The sequence below is a fragment of the Priestia sp. FSL W8-0524 genome (assembly GCF_038005965.1).
Lineage (GTDB): Bacteria > Bacillota > Bacilli > Bacillales > Bacillaceae_H > Priestia > Priestia zanthoxyli.
The window spans coordinates 621034-639532 of the sequence record NZ_JBBOUG010000001.1 but is presented as its reverse complement, the minus strand read 5'-3'; the positions used below and the strand labels follow the sequence as shown (position 1 = coordinate 639532).

The following is an 18499-nucleotide window of genomic DNA, read 5'->3' as shown; positions in this document are numbered from 1 at the left end:
TCTTCTCTTCTCTTCTTAATCATGTACGTTCTTAGTTTTTAGAGATTTTAACTTCTGCGTTCATACCTGGTAGTACGTTTTCAGAGTAGTTAGAAATAGAGATTTTAACAGGAACTGTTTGTGATACTTTCGTATAGTTGCCGTCTGAATTAGAGCTTGGCATTAATGAGAAAATTGAGTTTGTTGCATAACCGATTTCTTCTACTTTTCCATCGATTGTTGTTTTAGTATCTCCGTCAACTGTTACATCAACGTCATCGCCAGCTTCAATATCTTTTAATTTGTCTTCTTTAATGTTTGCAATGATGAATAAGTTATTCATATCTACTTCGCTAGCAATTTGTTGACCAGCTTGAACCATTTGATTTTCTTTTACCTGTGTTTTGATGATTTTACCATCCTCTGGTACTGTAACTGTTTTTTCTCCATCTTCTGATTGGATTTTAGCTACCTCATCGTCTTTTGAAACATCTTTACCTTCTTCAATATTCCAGCTTGCTACTTTACCTGCCGCTGGCGCTACTACTGTATAAAGATCGCCCGACACTTTTGCATTGTCTGTGGATACATAATTAGATTTTTGAATATAATAGTATCCCCCACCAATAATTAAAGCTAATACTACAATAATTCCGATAAAGTTCATTAAAATTAAACGCCCTCTTGACATTTATTTTACCTCCTTAATATTTCATTCAGTTAAGTATTACGCTAGATAACTTTATCACAAAGATATTTAGTTGTAAATAACTTTGATTTTAATTTATTTTTAAAACTAAACATTTATGTTTCATAAAGTTTTCCCGACTGAATACTTTACTACATCTTTAACTGAAATACAACTTAAAAGTTTTGGTTTCTTTACAAGTACTTTACTTTACTTTAAAGTTAGATATATAAGCATAGGGTTATACACAAAAACAGCTCCTTTTTTTGGAACAAACTCCCTATATACATAAACCACAATAGGTAACTAGCAGCAATTGTTTAACACCTATAATGATAAAGAAAAGGTGATTATGATGGATCAGCAGTTAATAGATAAACTAGAAAAACTTGACCAAGTTAAAACCTCATTATTTGAACTCAAGCGAAAGCTCTTGGAAGATAAAATCAGTGAGCAGCCCTATAATTTGACCATTACAAAATTTTTAATTCTAAAATTCATTGGAATCAGCTCTAAACGTATGGTAGCCGAAATTTCTTCAAATCTAAAGCTAACCTCCGGGGCTACTACCATTTTATTAAATCAATTAGAAGATGATGCACTCATTAAGCGCGTACGTGACCAAAAAGACCGCCGAATTGTATGGATATCCTTAACGGAGGCTGGCGAAACATTAGTGAACTATGTAATTGAGCAGCGAAATTTATTTTGGCAAGACATGCTTTTTGCTCTAACTCCAGAAGAACAGGATGAGTACCTCCGCATGCTTGAGAAAATGGAAAAACGAATTAGACAAACCGTGGATCGTTAATGATAAAAAGCGTGTGTCCATTTATTTTATGGACACACGCTTTTTATGACCCGCTACCATTGAAGGGTTTAGAAACCTTTGTGTTTTCTGACTTTAAAATTCAGGGTTGTTCTTTAAAAATCCCCTCCAAGCCTGTGCTGTAGCTTTCTCAATTTCTTCTTTAGAAGCATGAAGCCTTTTAGCGCTGTCTCCATAGCCAATTTCGATTTTGCCTTTTTTCAGTTCTTCAAATATTGAATCAGCAAAGTCATCAAGCGGTGCTCCAAATGTATGAAGTCCCGGTCCTCCTAAATCCGTGTTCACGGCTGGAGGAAGAATTTCTATCACTTCGGTATTTGTTTCTTCTACTTGATGTCTTAAACTAATCGTAAACGACCTTAACGCCGCTTTTGTTGCGCTGTAAATTGGCACCCATGCTCCAGGTGTTAAAGACAGCCCCGACGTTACGTTAATAACCGCAGCACGTTCTTGTTGAACGAAATGAGGAATCAATAGCGAAGTTAAATGAATAGGAGCACTTACATTACTCATTAGTTCTTTTTCGTAATACTGCCACTCTTCGTGCATGTGTAAAAGATTTACGCGCTGCTGAATGCCTGCATTATTCACAATAACATTTAATTTTGGGAACCTTTCAGTCGCCCATTTTACCAGCTCTACTCTGCTTTCTTCTATTGATACGTCGCACACTTTTGTATGTAACGAAGGGAATCTTTCTTTTGCTTCTTGCAGCTTGGATTCCCTTCTTCCACAAATAATAACTTCATTTCCTTCCTTTAAAAAACGTTCTGCAAGCGCCAATCCAATTCCAGACGCTCCGCCCGTAATTAAAATAGTGTTTCCTGACATTTTCATTACTTTTCCTCCTCGTTCAACCATCACATTTCCTAATTAATAAACAAAGCGCTACTGCATGAATGACAATAGCGCTTTGTTTATTATTTATCTTACAAGACGTTTTAGTCTTAATTTAACATTAAAAGTCAAAGTTATCTGGATCTGGACCTACGCGATGATTTTGATTTAATGCGTTAATTTTTTCAACTTCTTCTGCATTTAATTCAAAATCAAATACGTCTGCATTTTGGATAATACGATGTTCTTTTGTTGACTTAGGAATCGTTACTACTTCGTTTTGCAAGTCCCAACGTAAGATAACTTGAGCAGTTGATTTTCCGTGCTTTTCAGCAATTTGAGTTAACACTTCGTTATCAAGCAGCTCACCTTGTGCAAGCGGTGACCATGCTTCCACTTGGATTCCTTGTTTTTTGCAGTATTCACGCACTTCTGTTTGTGTTAAAAGTGGATGAAATTCGATTTGGTTTACCATCGGCTTAACTTCTGCATCTGCAATTAAGTCTTCTAGATGATGCACTTGGAAATTCGATACGCCGATTGCACGAATCTTCCCGTCTTTATAAAGCTTTTCAAGTGCTTTCCACGTATCTTTATACTTACCTTCAACCGGCCAGTGAATTAAGTATAAATCTAAATATTCAAGACCTAGCTTGTTTAAGCTTGTTTCAAACGCTTGAAGAGTTGTGTCATATCCTTGATCTGCATTCCACACTTTTGATGTAACAAATAGTTCTTCGCGAGAAACACCTGATTCTTTGATCGCTTGTCCCACGCCTTCTTCATTTTCATAAATTTTAGCCGTATCAATGCTTTTGTATCCAGCTTTGATTGCATATTTAACTGAATCTACAACTTCTTGACCATCTTCTACTTTATAAACACCTAAACCTAACCACGGCATTTTAACGCCGTTTGCTAAGGTCGTTGTTGACTGTAAGTTTTCCATGTTGCTGTTCATCCCCTTTTTTACTGTTGAATTATTCGTAAAGAGTAATTGCTTGTGAAATTTGTTCTGCGCACTGTTTAACAAGTGCAGCATGTTCTTCGTCTTTCTCTTCTGAAATACGAACGGATGGACCTGATAAAGCAATAGCTGCCATTATTTTTCCTTTTCTGAAAATAGGGGCTGCAATACAGCGAACGCCAGGCTCCCGTTCTTCATCATCGACAGCATATCCTCTTTCCTTACTTAAAGCTAAGTCAGCTTCCAGCTCGTCCAGCTCGGTGATCGTTCGATCTGTATAAGCTTCAAGCGAAAGTGCGTGAAGAATAGATTTTTGCACGCTGTCCTCTTGATAAGCAAGAATACACTTTCCAATAGCATTTGCATGAAGCGGCTTTTTATTTCCTACTTCGGAATGCGTACGAGTGCTATATTGCCCGTTCACCACCTGAGTTGTAACCATCTGTTTATGATGGAGAATTCCCGCGTAAATGGTCTCATTGGTCTCTTCACTCAGCTTCTGCATAGCAGGAACAGAGAGCCAATTCATTTCATAGTTCGTATGCATCGTATTTTGTACGAGTGCCAGCACCAGTTGTGGTGAAACCGTATAGCGGTTAGACGGGTTTCTTACAATAAATCCGTTTTGTTCAAGCGTGCTCACAAGACGATACATCGTACTCTTATTAAAACCGAGCGCTTCCATCATTTCCGGAATAGTCATATTCGGACGGTTTAAAAGCAAAGAGAAGATATCTAATCCTTTTTTTAAAGTTCCAACCTCGGACATGCCCTTCTTCCTCCTTTTATCCGAACAACAATTTTATTATAAAACAAAGCTCTTTATCGTATCAAATAAGGAAACTAAACTAAGTTATTTTCCCTATATAAGAGAATACATAACGTAATTGTTCTTCTTAATCTATTCCACTGTTTTTTCTATTTAAACATAAAAAAAGCCGTAACAATAGAATTTTTTTACAGTTTTTTAAAATTAACTTTGCTTTTCATTCGTTAACTTCTTCAAATCGCTTCAGCTGCTCCAGCTGATTTTCCTTTTTCATAATTTCTTTCTGACGCTCGCCTAGTAAATCGAAATGCGGATAGCCGGATCGATTATCAATATACTTAGCGGGAATACCATACTTTTCTCCCCACTTAATCAGCTTATTTAAGTCACTGCAACCTACTTTTGTTACGGTAGTTGCGTGTGGAAAACGCTCATCGAGCCAGTAATGAGTTAAAAATGCGATCTCTCCTCGCTTAACAGCTGCTTTCCATGCGTTTAGTTCCGGGCGTTTGATTCCAAATGCCATTATTTCACCTTTTCTCTTTTATATAAGTAGTCACATTGTTTGTTTACTATAAAGAAAAAATATCATTCATATAGAAATCTTTCATAATATCTTGTCTATTTATAACCATCTCTAAATAATAGCGTACTTTCTTCACCTGTTTCCTATCTAACATTATTGTGTGCTTATGATTTTATCATCATCTTCTTTTATTTTTCAAAAGATCCAACAAAAAAAATAACGTTTAAATAATAAAGAAAAGCCTTATATGTAAGAGAAACTAAGGGTTAATTTCAATATTTCTATTGTGAACGATTTCTCCTTTATATTGAATGTTGTTCGTTTTTTATTATGGCAGTATGCATTTAGTTTGAAGCTTTAGTATATTAAAAAACTTCCAAAGTTACCATTCTCACAAAAAGACAGAATTTACTTTTTATTCCGAAAATAATATAATTCAAGTGATATGGAGCTTTTTGCTTCATCTATTTATTATCAAAGGGGGAATTCCGCTTGGCGATGAATGAAAATTCTTTAAAGAAGGTAAACAATGCTTCTTCCTCTCCTGATTACACAGAAATTGTACAGTCTGCTTCATTTCAAAAGCTTTTGAAACAAAAACGCAATTTTATTTTACCGCTCTCTCTGTTTTTTCTTGCTTTTTATTTTACCTTGCCTATTTTAACGGCTTACACAACCGTCTTAAACAAACCAGCTTTTGCTTCTATGACTTGGGCGTGGGTATTTGCTTTTGCACAGTTTGTGATGACTTGGGCCCTATGCATTTTATACACAAAAAGAGCCTCGAAATTTGATGAACTTGTTGACACGATAAAAAAAGAAGCTGCAAATTGAATAGGGGGTTAAATGAATGAACGTACTAGCTTTCTCACTTTTTTTAGCTATTGTAGGTCTTACGCTAATCATTACGTATGCGGCATCCAAGCGAACAAAAACGACCAGTGACTTTTATACAGCAGATGGAAGTTTAACCGGCTGGCAAAACGGCATGGCGATTGCCGGAGATTATATGTCTGCTGCGTCATTTTTAGGCATAGCTGGAATGGTAGCGCTTTCTGGATTTGACGGTTTTTTTTACAGCATCGGCTTTTTAGTTGCCTATCTCGTCGTGTTATACATTGTAGCTGAACCACTTCGCAACTTAGGAAAGTACACGATGGCAGATATGATAGCAGCTCGTTTTAACGAAAAGAAAGTGCGGGGAGTTGCCGCATTAAACACGATCACCATTTCCATTTTTTATATGATTGCGCAGCTTGTTGGAGCAGGAGCATTAATTCATTTATTACTTGGTCTAGATTACGTGTATTCTGTCTTGATTGTCGGCATGTTGATGACGGTTTACGTTGTATTTGGCGGGATGACGGCGACCAGCTGGGTGCAGATTGTCAAAGCCTTGCTTCTCATGATTGGTACGTTCATTATTTCCATTATTGTATTTTCAAAATTTGATTTTAGCTTTGCTAAAATGTTTTCTGAGATGAAAACCGCAACTCCTCTTGGCGACGGATTTTTAAATCCAGGAAATAAATTCAAAAATCCGCTGGACATGATTTCGTTGAATTTAGCTCTTGTTCTTGGTACAGCAGGCCTTCCTCATATCCTTATTCGTTTCTTTACAGTAAAAGATGCCATCACCGCACGAAAGTCTGTTATTTATGCAACGTGGATCATTGGTGTTTTTTACATTATGACAATCTTTTTAGGGTTCGGTGCTGCTGCATTCGTAGGGTACGATGATATTATCAAAGCAAATGCAGCAGGAAACATGGCAGCTCCCCTGCTCGCTCAAGTTCTTGGCGGAGACTTTCTCTTTGCGTTTGTCTCAGCTGTAGCTTTTGCTACGATTTTAGCTGTTGTAGCTGGGCTGGTGCTCTCAGCAGCTTCAGCATTCGCTCACGACTTTTATAGTCATATTCTCCGTAAAGGGGCTGCAACTGAAAAAGAACAGGTAGTGGCTGCACGATGGGCTTCTATTGGGGTATCCATTCTATCTATTATTCTTGCATTATTTGCTCAAAACATGAACGTAGCATTTTTAGTTGCACTTGCATTTGCCGTAGCAGCGAGCGCTAACTTGCCAATTATTCTTCTTACTATTTTTTGGAAACGTTTTAATACAGCAGGAGCAGTCACTGGCATGCTGGTTGGACTATTCAGCTCACTGTTTTTAGTTGCCATTAGTCCAAACGTGTGGGCACCTGAGCCTGGAGCTGCTATCTTTGTAGGTGAGCCGCTCATCACATTAACAAACCCTGGTATTATCTCCATTCCTCTAGGCTTCTTAGCTGCTTTTATAGGAACACTTCTTTCGTCTAAAAAAGCAGACGAAAAGAAATTTGATGAGATTTTAGTAAAAGCAAATACAGGTATGGGAATCGAAGAGCCTGTCAAACATTAATGCCAAAAAGCCTTGAAGCAGGTTGCTTCAAGGCTTTTTACTAGAATAAATCTTCTTGTAAGCCAATAGCGGCAATTTGTTCATTTCTAAACTTTACAGCTAACATATGCTCTTCTTCCCACGTACATTCAAAAAACAAACCAACTTCTCTTGTATCATGGGGTGCTTCAGGAACAAAGATTTGAATACACTCAACTAAAAAACCGATGTCTTTTCGCTTTTTTACATTCGGAACTAATAAGTCTACCACGTCTTTTTCAACTTGAGTTCTGTATTCATCTCGCACCTGTTGATAATAATCAAAAAGAGCTTTTTCCGTCCTCTTTAACAATAATTCGCTTTGAAGCCAAAATGCTTGAAAAGCCTCTTCTTGCCGTTTTTGAAATGGCTTCTCTTTATCTCCATCAATTGTCAGCAACACATGTTGTTGTTGTCCAAAGAAAGTGACCTGTTTTTCTCCAACCCAGGCCGAGTCATATAACAAAGATCCAAAAAGTGGATGATGTACTCGTAATGTTTGATTCATTGCATACCTGACCCTCTCAAAAAGTGGATTTCTGCTTGCATTGGCGTATAATAAATGGTGCTTGAAACAAACTTCTAAACTTATTCTATGTTACCATATTTTTTACAGAAAGGAGTGCCACAATGTGTGAATACAATTAAATCTTTATACCCTTACTTAAAACCTTACAAATGGCTCGCGCTGTTTGCCCCGCTATTGATGGTCATTGAAGTGTTAGCTGACCTTCTTCAGCCTACTATTATGCAGCATATCATTGATTATGGCATTGCAAACAACAATCAAACATATGTTATCACCCGAAGTATCCTTATGCTTATGTTAGCAATCATTGGCTTAGCTGCTGGTATCGTCTGCGCCATCCTTAGCACAAAAGCAGCAGTAAATTTTTCTACCGATATTCGAAAATCGCTTTTTGAAAAGATTGAAAACCTCTCAAACAGCAACAGAGATAAACTAGGGACTGGTCACTTAATCACTGTCATGACAAATGATGTAACAAGTGTTCAAAACGCATTGAATATGACGCTAAAAGTATTAGTTAGAGGACCTTTACTTTTTGCAGGAAGTATTGTGATCGTGTTATTAACCGCTCGTTCTTTGTTTCCTATTATCGTCGTGGTCGTCCCTATTTTATTTTTATGCATTTGGTTTGTGATCACGAAAGCCGGAAAACTTTTCAAAAAAGTTCAGCGAAGCGTTGATCGTGTAAACACAAAAGTCCAAGAAAATTTATCAGGGATGCGCGTAGTAAAAGCGTATGTAAGAGAATCATATGAAATCAATCAGTTTAAAGAAGCAAACAGCTCCTTGACGCAAGCTAATATGAGTGCTGTTCAGCTTATTTCGCTTTTAATGCCCGTTATTTTATTTGTAGTAAATATCGGCATGGTAGCTACTCTATGGCTGGGTGGACTTCAAGTTGAAGCAGGAAAAATTGAAGCAGGTGTGATTTTAGCTTTTATTAATTACTTAACGATTATTTTAAACGGACTTATGTCAAGCAGCATGGTGCTGATGCAAATTACACGTGCATTCCCTTCAGCTGAACGAATCGATTCTGTTTTAAAAACAAAAATAGACATTCCTCCAGCAAACTCTGCTGCTCCAATCAACAGACTTAAAGGTGATCTATCGTTTCAAAACGTTACATACAGCTACAGTAAAAATGGCGAAAACGTATTAAAAGATATTTCATTTACTGCTAAACACGGGGAAACTATTGGCATTATCGGCTCTACTGGAAGCGGAAAATCGACGCTTGCAAAACTTATTTCGCGCTTATATGATCCTGATGGCGGCGGAATTTTTGTAGATGGAAAAAATCTGACAAACTATGACGTAAAAGAGCTTCGCTCATCCATTGGGTTTATTCCTCAAAAAGCTACACTGTTTACCGGAACGATTGATATGAATATTCGAATGGGAAACAATCATGCTTCTTCCTCAGAAATTGAAGATGCTGCAGCTTTCGCATGCGCAACGGAGTTTATTGAAAAACTCCCAGAAAAATATGAGTATCCTTTAACGCGAGGAGCAACCAACTTATCAGGAGGGCAAAAGCAGCGTCTTTCAATCGCGCGTGCATTTGTTAGAAAGCCTGCTATATTGGTCATTGATGATGCAACTTCCGCGTTGGATGCTGTCTCAGAAGCGCAGGTACTAACACATTTAAAAGAAGAGTTTTCCGATGCGACCGTCATTATTATTGCGTCTAAAATTTCGTCTCTTCTTCACGCTGATCATATTATCGTCATGGATGAAGGCAAAATTGCTGAACAAGGGACTCATGAAGAATTGCTTCGTCACCACTCTCTTTATTACGACATTTATCTAGCACAAGGCGGAAAAGAGGTGTTGCCTAGTGAATAATCAAGGTAAAAATCAAATGAGCTCTATTCGCGGCCCTAGAGGCATGATGAAGGGTCCTGTAGTGAAGCCAAAGAATGCGAAAAAAACACTATATAGAATCTGGTCATATATGGGGAAACGAAAGCCTCCGCTTGTGGCTGCGATCATCTTAGTTATTGTGACTTCCCTGCTTAATTTATTAGGCCCTTATTTAATTGGGGTTATTATTGACGAGCATATTATTCCCAAAGATATCAGCGGAACGATACGAATGTCACTCACTCTTGCAGGAATTTACATTACGACATCTTTGTTAACATGGCTGCAAACCTATTTAATGGTAAACGTTTCGTTTACGACCATCGGAATGCTCCGCCAAGATTTATTTGCAAAGCTTCAAACTCTCTCTCTTCGCTTTTTTGATAAGCGAGCTCACGGAGAGTTAATGAGCCGGGTTACGAATGATATTGATAACCTGAATAACGCTCTGAGTCAAAGCGTTATTCAGGCTCTGTCCTCTATTTTATCTCTAGTCGGTATTACCATTGCGATGTTCTCGCTCAACTGGATTCTTGCCATTATCACACTGATTGTTATTCCATTAATGGTTATAATCGTTCGACAAATATTAAAACGAAGCAGTGAAAATTTTGTCAAACGCCAAAAAGACTTAGGTGAGCTAAACGGCTTTGTAGAAGAAGCAATCTCTGGAGGAGAAGTTGTTTCGCTTTTTAGTAAGGAAAAAGATTTTTTAACTGTTTTTAATGAACGAAATGAACAGCTGAGAAGTTCAGCAACAAAAGCAGAAACATTTTCAGGCTTTTTAGGTCCTGTCACAAACTTTATTAACAACTTAGGCTTAGCACTAGTGATTGGAGCAGGAGCATTTATGGCTGTTCAAGGTAGCGTTACAGTTGGGATGATCGCTTCATTTGTTAACTACTCACGTCAGTTCTCTCGCCCAATCAGTCAAATGGCAAACTTAGTAAACACTATTCTTTCGGCTATTGCCGGCGCAGAGCGCGTGTTTGCGATTATGGATGAGCAGCCGGACGTCACAAACAAGCCAAACGCTCTTTCTGTTACAAAATTTGCAGGAGACGTTGCTTTTGAGAACGTATCATTTGGCTATACTGACGAAAAAATGATTTTAAAAAATGTTACACTTACAGCAAAAAAAGGTGAAATGGTTGCTTTGGTCGGTCCTACAGGTTCTGGTAAAACAACAATCATTAACTTGCTCACACGATTTTATGACATCGCAAACGGAGACATTAAAATTGACGGCCGTTCCATCAGTGACTATAACATCCATGATTTACGAAACCGAATTGGCATTGTTCTTCAGGATACCTATTTATTTTCCGGTACGATTGCGGATAACATTCGATTCGGCCGGTTAGATGCCAGCGATGAAGAAGTGAAAAGCGCAGCAAAAATGGCAAATGCTCATTCTTTTATCAAGCACCTGCCGCAGCAATACGATACCGTGATTTCAGCCGGTGGAGGAAATTTAAGTGAAGGTCAAAAGCAGCTCTTATCGATTGCCCGAGCCATGCTCTCTGACTGTGATATTTTAATTTTAGACGAAGCTACTTCCAATATTGATACAAAAACAGAAATTGATATTCAAAAAGGAATGAGTAATCTATTAAAAGGAAAAACAAGCTTTGTAATTGCCCACCGCCTCAAAACGATTGAAAATGCAAATCAAATTCTTGTCTTAAAAGACGGACAGATTATTGAAAAAGGAAATCATCACGAGCTATTAGAGAAACAAGGTTTTTACCACAAGCTCTATACGCAGCAGTTTACGATTTAAAAGAGGCTGGAACATAACTTAACCCAATCCAATCTAAAGACGAGAAAACGAACTATTGATCAATAGTTCGTTTTTTACTTCAACTAAAATACTTTTGTCTCAAGCTCTTTTTCGCTCTATCATTTATCTATCACAGCTACAATTTTCCCTTTTACTCGACGAGTCGCCAGTTCATCTAAAGCTGCCGGCACTTCGTCTAGTGAAATGACTTTTTCCACAAGAGCATTCAGCTTATTTTCTTGTAAAAGCAAAAGCATTTTATTTCCCATCTCCGCAAGTTTTTGCTGTTCTTTTACGTTGTTAGACTGATGTACGCTTCCTAATGCAACTTGATGAAACGATAGTGGATGCGCAAACGAAATCGCATCATTTACATTAGGAGGTCCTGCGATAAATGCAATTTGACCATTAAAAGCAAGAGCCTTTACCGACTCGTCTGCATTGTTACGCCCGACTGTATCCAAGACTAAATCTACACCGAGTCCATCGGTAAGCTCCAGCACTTTTTTCACAAAATCTTCTTTACGGTAGTCGATTGCATAGTCAGCACCTAAACTTTTTACAAACTCATGATTGGCAGAAGATGCGGTTGTAAGCACTGTAAGACCTGCATTTTTAGCAAGCTGAATGGCAAACCCTCCAACCCCTCCAGCACCTGCGTGAATTAAAATCGTTTGTCCTTTTGAAGCGTTCATTTTGTGAAACAATGCTTGATATGCTGTATACCCCGCACATGGAATAGCTGCAGCGTCTTCAAATGAAACTCCTTGTGGAATAAGGGAAACCGTATGAGCTGTTGTCACTCCGTACTGTGCAAACCCGCCTTTTTTTGATAAATCGCTATGATATACAACGCGGTCTCCGATTTTGACAGTTGTGACTTCTTCTCCCACTTCCTCGACAACGCCAGCTGAATCAAGTCCTAATACGTGAGGGTATGTCCAACTGGGATTACCGCCGTTTCCTGTTTTATAATCTACAGGGTTCAAGGCAGTAGCTTTAATTTTAACTAAAATTTCACCTTTAGCTGGATGCGGCTTTTGGATATTTCCGACTTTCATCTCACTTACTTTCCCTTTGCCTTCTAGCAGTAAAGCTTTCATCAAGATCTCCCCTTTTACATTTCTTCCTTCAATTAAAAGTTCTTTTTCAGTATAATAAATACATGTTGTTTACAAAAGACGGCACTTTCATGTAACCAGGTACCTTCCCGGTAACCTAGGTCTATGGATATTAAATTATTATATCCATATTTCATATCTGTTTATGAATGGAGGATTAGCGGTGAAAGCACCCCACTATAATGTACCTGTTGAAGCAACACTTGAAGTAATCGGCGGGAAATGGAAAGTCGTTATTTTATGCCTCTTAAAAGAAGGCGAAAAACGTTTTAGCGAACTTCAGCGAGCTATGCCTGCTATTACTAAAAAAATGCTGTCTCAACAGCTAAAAGAATTAGAAAAAGACGGTGTAGTTAATAGAAAAGTATACAATGAAGTTCCTCCTAAAGTAGAGTACTCACTCAGTGAAGAAGGCGAAACCTTACGAGAAATTTTAAATATGATGTGCGCATGGGGAGATAGAAGAATGGGAAACACCCCAAATTGCAGCTAAGTTCTCCTAGCAGCTTTGTTAAAATAACCGAATAGCTGCTGGGAAGAGCTATTCGGTTGTTTTATCTATTTCCCTACTCTTTCTTATGAGTCGCCCTTGTGTAAGAACATCTGACAACACTATAGAATTCTTTCGCATTTTCATATATGATGATGTCGAACGATGCAGCCAGAATTGTCGAAATAAAACTCAAGAATGATAGGTGATTCAATGATGCAATTAGGTTTAGATTTATCTCAAAAACAACTATTAAAATTGGCCATGACACCTGAATTACGTCAGTCTATCAACATTTTAAATTATTCTACGGCCGATTTAGTTCATTATCTTCATGAGCAAGTCAATGAAAATCCTGTAATTAAACTGTCTGCTGGCGATTCTCAGCAAAAAAATTCATTTAACACTCGAGAACAGCGTTCATATTCAAAAGGTCACACCGATGACGAGTATAATCCGTTTAATTATATATCCGATCAAACTGTGACATTAGAGAGCCATTTATTAGAGCAGCTGTCTATGCTAAATCATTTACACTCACAGCAAAAACACATCGTTCAATTTCTAATTGGAAACTTAAATAAAAACGGCTTTTTAGCAATTGAACCAAAATTGGCAGCCGAACTGCTTAACGTTTCAATTGACGAAGTCAACGATATGATTCACGTTTTACAAAGCTTTGATCCAATCGGAGTGGGCGCTCAAAACTTTGTCGATTCACTGCTTATTCAAATTAAGGCCAAAAAGTCAAAGCCTCCTCTTTTATATGATGTGGTGAAACACGATATTGAAGATATTGCTAACAAAAAATATCGGAACATTTCAAAAAAATACTCTATTTCAATGCGCGAAGTACAAGAAATTGTTGACTGCTTGCGGACATTGAATCCTCGTCCAGCAGGAGATTTCTATGTTCCGCTTACGAAGTACATTTCGCCTGATGTAACGGTACAAAAAATAGACGGCCGCTATCATGTTATTCTTCATAGCGAGCTGCTTCCGCCCATCGAGATTAACAGCACCTACCAAAAACTGGTTCATCGCTCTGCATGCGTAACAACCGATCGATACGTACAGGAAAAAATCCATGAAGCTACTTGGCTAATTAATAGTATTGAGCAGCGTAATGCGACGATTTACAACGTGTCTAAAGCCATTGTGGAACATCAGCAAGATTTTTTTGAAATGGGTATTTCGGGGCTAAAGCCGCTTACCTTAAAAGATATTGCTCAAAAAGTAGACTGTCACGAATCAACGGTAAGCCGTGCAACTAACGGAAAGTATATTCAAACGCCGCGCGGACTGTTTGAACTAAAATACTTTTTCACTAATTCTTTAGAGAGAACCGATGGCGAACAAAGCAATTCTACTGCCTTTATAAAAGAGAAAATTAAAACATTAATTGCCGAAGAAAATAAATTAAAACCTCTTTCAGATCAAAAGCTCATGTCTCTTCTTTCCAGCGAAGGAATTCAAATTTCAAGAAGAACAGTAGCTAAATACCGTGAAGAAGCTGGAATTGAAAGTTCTTCTAAGCGGCGACGATTTTAATATTATTTATTCTAAATTACAGCTTTATCACTACTAAAAAGAACCCCTTGAATAAAAATCAACGGGTTCTTTTTATCGGTTTCCAATAAATAAAAGCCATATGATATTGATACGTATATTCATATGTGCCATTTATTTTCTTTACATGCTGTAAAATAATCTTCTCAGTTTCTAATTTGTCAACATCTTTCGAAAGCAGCTTTGTCGAGTTCTTCTTGATGAGATCTTCGTACGTCTCATACGTTACCGTTTTGGTTATAGGAACCAGCTTACAATCTGCGTAAATACCAAGTTCATATAAAATATTTAGTAAGTCAATATATTCCTTACGGCGCCATTTAATCTCGTACCCAAGTTTTCTATGTAACTCTACGTAATGAGGCTTTTCTGGACCCGCTGACATGCCGATAACCGCCAAACGATTAGCCGAATCATTCATATTTAAGAGACCATCGACAATGTTATGCATACGATAAAAACAGTTTATTCCTACTACCACGTCATAGTTATCTGTTAGACGCTCATACTCCCATTTACCTTCTATAAACTTTAGATTAGAGCGGGCATTTGATTGTTTTTGTAAGTAGCGGATGATGCTTGGCGAACAATCCATACACGTAAGTTCTTTTACATAATCCGCAATTGAAAACGTATAATTTCCCCAGCCAGGGCCAATTTCCATGACAGAGTCACTTGGATTCAAAAAAGCAAGAAGTTCTTGCTGAAGCTGTTTCACTACAGGATCGTTTTCTGAATCAAAAGACATTTTTTCTAGATATTGCTGCCAAAATTCATCTTCCGCTTTGTCATTTATCATCCGTTCCGATATTGAACCGTCCCATTCTTTCAGCCCTTCCTGCCACTTTTTCACACGATCACTTTCATACACCGCAAATTTTGTAAGCTGCATGCATTCACATTCCCCTCTTTTACACGTAAACCTATACTAACATAAAGAAAAAGAGAGTTCCTTTTTAAACTGGAACTCTCTTTTTCTATTAGTTAAATTAGGCTGCTGCCTCTTCCTCTGTGTGATGCTTCTCTTTTCTGGCATTGATATAAAACATTATCAATGAAAGAGTGATGAAGATTGCTGCAAAGATTCCAAGTACGCCAGCCTGATGCCATACATAGCCGAAATCATCACCAATTGAAATAATTTCACGGAAACCGCGAATTGCATAGGTCATAGGCAAGTATGGATTGATTGCCTGGAAGAATTCCGGCACAAGTGCTTTAGGGAATGTACCTGCACTGCCGCCAATTTGAAGCAGCAGAATAATAAAGGCTAAATACTGCCCTACTTTTCCTAACCCTGTTGTTAAGAACAAGATCAGTGTAAAGAACGTTACACCTGTAATCATGGTAAAGATATAGAAGTGCCAAATGCTTGTTACGTTTAAATGCAAGCCCCAAAGAAGAGCTGTAACAGCAATCGCTGCTTGCAGCATACCTACAATAGTGATGACACTAAACTTACTTAAGAACCACGAAATACCTGATGTCGGTCGAATTGATGGCTCTTTCATTGGGTACACCGCTGAAAACATTAATGTTCCCGCAAACAAGCCAATACATAAGATGTATGGAGCTAATCCGACACCGTACTTATCTACGTTATTTTGTTTATCTGATTTTAAATCCGTTGGATTTGAAAACATGCTGTATGTTTTATCATCTGCTTTAACATCTTTTGCATCTTTTGCACCATCCGCTAAAGATGAATGAAGCTCGCTTGTTCCATCTGATAATTTAGATGAACCGTCATATAGTTTGGATGAACCATTTGTTAACTCTTTAGAACCATTTGCTAATTTGGTTGCCCCGTTTTCTAGCTGCGTTAAACCATTTGCTAGCGCTGCGCTTCCTTGTTCAGACTTTTTAAGTCCATCCACAAGTTGCTGCTGTCCGTCAGCAAGCTTTCCAGCTCCTGTATGAGCGTCAGCTATACCGCTGTTTAGCTCTGCAAATTTGCTGTTGAACTGCTTTTCACCGTCTGCTAGTTTAACAGCCCCGTTATATAATTGAGTTTGAGCATTATATAATTTTGTTTGGCCATTGTACAGCTGACTTTGTCCATCAGCAATTTTATTAATAGCGCTTTGGATATCTTCTCCGCCTTTAGAAAGCTTTTGCAGCGCCGCAGATAACTCTTGCACTTTATCTACTTTTGCTTTTAGCTGCTCTGCTTTTTGCTGCTGTTCATCCATAAACTGCTGAGACGTCAGCTTTTTAATTCCTGCAATCAGCGTTTGTTTTTGCTCATCGGGAATGGATTCGTTGCTGTTAATGCTGTCAATGAGAGCTTGCTGCTGCTGTTCAAACTCCGCTTTTTTTGAATCTACCTGCTGTTTAATCTGCGTAATTTCCTGTTCCGCTTGATTAATTTGCTGCGTAACATTGCTCACTTCAGCATCTACTTGATTTAAGCCGCTTGTAAACTGAGGTAATTTCCCTTGAAGTGTCTTTGTTCCTTCATTTAGTTGCTGTGTCGCACCTTGAAGTTTTGCAGTTCCGTCTTGTAGTTGTCCTAATCCATTGCTAAGCTTTCCTGCACCTGTTTCAAGTTCTTTAGAAGCCGCGTACAGCTGCCCGCTTCCATTCTCTAGCTTCCCTAAACCGCTGTTTAGGCTGCCTAAGTTTTCATTAATTGTGTCCGCACCGTTTAGTAGCTTAGCTGCACCAGCATTTAAATCTGTTGCTCCTTTTCGTGCATCCGTTAACCCGCTTGCTAATTTAGCTGTACCGTCTTCAAACGTAACCGTGCTGTCTGCTAGTTTCTTCATGTTATCTCGCAGCGTTTTCGAGCCATCTTCTAGCTCTCCTGCACCGTCACTTGCTTTTTGAAGACCGTCCGCTACTTGCTTAAAGCTGTCAAATACCGTTTCAGCATACTGCTTTGTGACTGCTTCTTTAATCTGATCATTGATTTTAGCTACTGCATTTGAGCTAATTTGAGCGCCTGAATAGTTCTTTCCGGCATTTGTATGGTAGATAAATTTCATTTTTTTAGGATTCTCATCCATTAATGTTGTTGCATTTTTGGAGAAATTCTTTGGAATTTCCAAAACTAAGTAGTAGTCCTCATTTTTTAAGCCTTCTAACGCTTTTTCTTTGTTCGTAAATTTCCAGTCAAATTTATCGTTTTTCTTTAAATCATCAACAAAATCACGACCAACATTCAATTTCTTTCCATCTAATGTAGCACCTTTATCTTCATTTACCACTGCAACTGGAATTTGATCTGTTTTTCCATATGGATCCCAGTAAGCAGATAAAAAGATGACATTATAAAGTAATGGAACAAATAACAATCCGCAAATCACAACAATAGTCATTGGTTTGGAAAAGATTTTTTTCCATTCTCCTTTAATCATATTCATGTTTTTTAGCCTCCAATAATCCTTACTTCCGCCTGACTGTTTGACCGAAAAACATTTTCGGTCATGAAGTTCTGATTAATGTTACCATATTCACAAGAATAAGGTCAATCGTTATTCTGTAATTAAAAGCTGATTTTAGCAGAAAGTTTAAAATCAGCTTTTTAAGATAACGTTCACACTAAATATCAGGCTTAAATCATGAGTTTCATTCGTATCGTTCTTAATAAATGCCCGTCAAATTCATCATCAAATTCATCCACAAGCTGGAAACCTTTTGATTGATAAAATGCACGGCCTATTCCGTTTTCCCTTTCTACGTTAATGTAAACGATTTTTAATTCCTTCGAGCGCTTCATTCCTTTTTCTAACAATTGCGAACCGATTCCTTTTCCTTGATAAGCAGGCAGTATATAGATAGATCCTAGTTCTATTTCCCCTCTGTTTTGTAGTCGGAAAAAGTTAGCGTATCCTACGATTTTCTCATCAATAGTTGCTACATAAATGAACGAATTACGCAAGCGCCACAGCAGCCTTTTATTGGAGTATGCTTCTGAAAGAAACCGATTCTGAACGCTTCTAGGAATAATTCCTTCATATGTATCATACCAACTCATCTTTGCGACGTATTGAACAGACGTAATATCTTCTTTTCTCATTTTGCGAATGATTACCTCCACTCACATCCCTCCTGACAATTTACTGCTAAAATCGTACATAATTTCACCTGAAAAATATAGTTATAAATATATATTTTTAATTGTA

17 protein-coding genes are annotated in these 18499 nt (G+C 37.9%); 7 read left to right on the top strand and 10 right to left on the bottom strand.

Features of this window, described 5'->3' with window-relative positions:
• Positions 1–31: 31 nt before the first annotated feature.
• Positions 32–670 (bottom strand): HlyD family efflux transporter periplasmic adaptor subunit, encoded by a 639-nt coding sequence (locus tag NST66_RS03215; protein ID WP_028412179.1) that lies wholly within the window; start codon positions 668–670, stop codon positions 32–34.
• Positions 671–1022: 352 nt separating this feature from the next.
• Between NST66_RS03215 and NST66_RS03210 the strand changes: the two genes are divergently transcribed.
• On the top strand, positions 1023–1478 hold the full coding sequence (locus NST66_RS03210) for a MarR family winged helix-turn-helix transcriptional regulator (RefSeq protein ID WP_025749716.1): 456 nt from the start codon (positions 1023–1025) through the stop codon (positions 1476–1478).
• A 93-nt stretch (positions 1479–1571) separates the two neighbouring features.
• Here NST66_RS03210 and NST66_RS03205 read toward each other — a convergent pair whose 3' ends face one another.
• The 4 genes from NST66_RS03205 to NST66_RS03190 form a co-directional block, all read right to left on the bottom strand.
• Positions 1572–2333 (bottom strand): SDR family oxidoreductase, encoded by a 762-nt coding sequence (locus NST66_RS03205; RefSeq protein ID WP_049163037.1) that lies wholly within the window; start codon positions 2331–2333, stop codon positions 1572–1574.
• Between the two features lie 121 nt (positions 2334–2454).
• Positions 2455–3282 (bottom strand): aldo/keto reductase, encoded by an 828-nt coding sequence (locus NST66_RS03200; RefSeq protein ID WP_028412173.1) that lies wholly within the window; start codon positions 3280–3282, stop codon positions 2455–2457.
• A 31-nt stretch (positions 3283–3313) separates the two neighbouring features.
• Positions 3314–4069, bottom strand: coding sequence for an IclR family transcriptional regulator (locus NST66_RS03195; RefSeq protein WP_049163035.1), 756 nt, complete (start codon positions 4067–4069; stop codon positions 3314–3316).
• A 217-nt stretch (positions 4070–4286) separates the two neighbouring features.
• On the bottom strand, positions 4287–4595 hold the full coding sequence (locus NST66_RS03190; protein ID WP_034269656.1) for a hypothetical protein: 309 nt from the start codon (positions 4593–4595) through the stop codon (positions 4287–4289).
• A 498-nt stretch (positions 4596–5093) separates the two neighbouring features.
• Here NST66_RS03190 and NST66_RS03185 point away from each other — a divergent pair, with 498 nt between their 5' ends.
• Both NST66_RS03185 and NST66_RS03180 read left to right on the top strand, forming a co-directional pair.
• Entirely contained in the window at positions 5094–5429 is a 336-nt protein-coding gene (locus NST66_RS03185) for a DUF485 domain-containing protein (RefSeq protein WP_033579473.1), read from the top strand.
• Between the two features lie 16 nt (positions 5430–5445).
• The gene (locus NST66_RS03180; RefSeq protein ID WP_049163033.1) at positions 5446–6996 is read left to right on the top strand and encodes a solute symporter family protein; all 1551 of its coding nucleotides are present in this window, start codon (positions 5446–5448) and stop codon (positions 6994–6996) included.
• A gap of 40 nt (positions 6997–7036) precedes the next feature.
• Here the strand turns inward: NST66_RS03180 and NST66_RS03175 are convergent, their stop codons facing one another.
• Positions 7037–7522: a DUF6985 domain-containing protein gene (locus NST66_RS03175; protein ID WP_028412168.1), complete on the bottom strand. Its 486-nt coding sequence runs from the start codon at positions 7520–7522 to the stop codon at positions 7037–7039.
• A gap of 126 nt (positions 7523–7648) precedes the next feature.
• Here NST66_RS03175 and NST66_RS03170 point away from each other — a divergent pair, with 126 nt between their 5' ends.
• On the top strand, positions 7649–9391 hold the full coding sequence (locus NST66_RS03170; RefSeq protein WP_049163030.1) for an ABC transporter ATP-binding protein: 1743 nt from the start codon (positions 7649–7651) through the stop codon (positions 9389–9391).
• Positions 9392–9407: 16 nt separating this feature from the next.
• Positions 9408–11192: an ABC transporter ATP-binding protein gene (locus NST66_RS03165; protein ID WP_049166332.1), complete on the top strand. Its 1785-nt coding sequence runs from the start codon at positions 9408–9410 to the stop codon at positions 11190–11192.
• A gap of 119 nt (positions 11193–11311) precedes the next feature.
• Here NST66_RS03165 and NST66_RS03160 read toward each other — a convergent pair whose 3' ends face one another.
• The gene (locus NST66_RS03160) at positions 11312–12295 is read right to left on the bottom strand and encodes a zinc-binding dehydrogenase (protein ID WP_033578159.1); all 984 of its coding nucleotides are present in this window, start codon (positions 12293–12295) and stop codon (positions 11312–11314) included.
• A 163-nt stretch (positions 12296–12458) separates the two neighbouring features.
• Here NST66_RS03160 and NST66_RS03155 point away from each other — a divergent pair, with 163 nt between their 5' ends.
• Positions 12459–12806, top strand: coding sequence for a winged helix-turn-helix transcriptional regulator (locus NST66_RS03155; protein WP_014461394.1), 348 nt, complete (start codon positions 12459–12461; stop codon positions 12804–12806).
• A 213-nt stretch (positions 12807–13019) separates the two neighbouring features.
• Positions 13020–14354: an RNA polymerase factor sigma-54 gene (rpoN, locus tag NST66_RS03150; RefSeq protein WP_028412164.1), complete on the top strand. Its 1335-nt coding sequence runs from the start codon at positions 13020–13022 to the stop codon at positions 14352–14354.
• A gap of 58 nt (positions 14355–14412) precedes the next feature.
• Here rpoN and NST66_RS03145 read toward each other — a convergent pair whose 3' ends face one another.
• The 3 genes from NST66_RS03145 to NST66_RS03135 form a co-directional block, all read right to left on the bottom strand.
• On the bottom strand, positions 14413–15264 hold the full coding sequence (locus NST66_RS03145) for a class I SAM-dependent methyltransferase (RefSeq protein WP_033578158.1): 852 nt from the start codon (positions 15262–15264) through the stop codon (positions 14413–14415).
• Between the two features lie 97 nt (positions 15265–15361).
• Positions 15362–17737 carry a YhgE/Pip domain-containing protein gene (locus tag NST66_RS03140; RefSeq protein WP_033578157.1) on the bottom strand — a complete coding sequence of 792 codons (2376 nt, stop codon included), beginning with the start codon at positions 17735–17737 and terminating at the stop codon, positions 15362–15364.
• A 191-nt stretch (positions 17738–17928) separates the two neighbouring features.
• A complete protein-coding gene (locus NST66_RS03135; protein ID WP_080754381.1) occupies positions 17929–18414 on the bottom strand; it encodes a GNAT family N-acetyltransferase in 486 nt (161 codons plus the stop codon).
• Positions 18415–18499 lie beyond the last annotated feature (85 nt).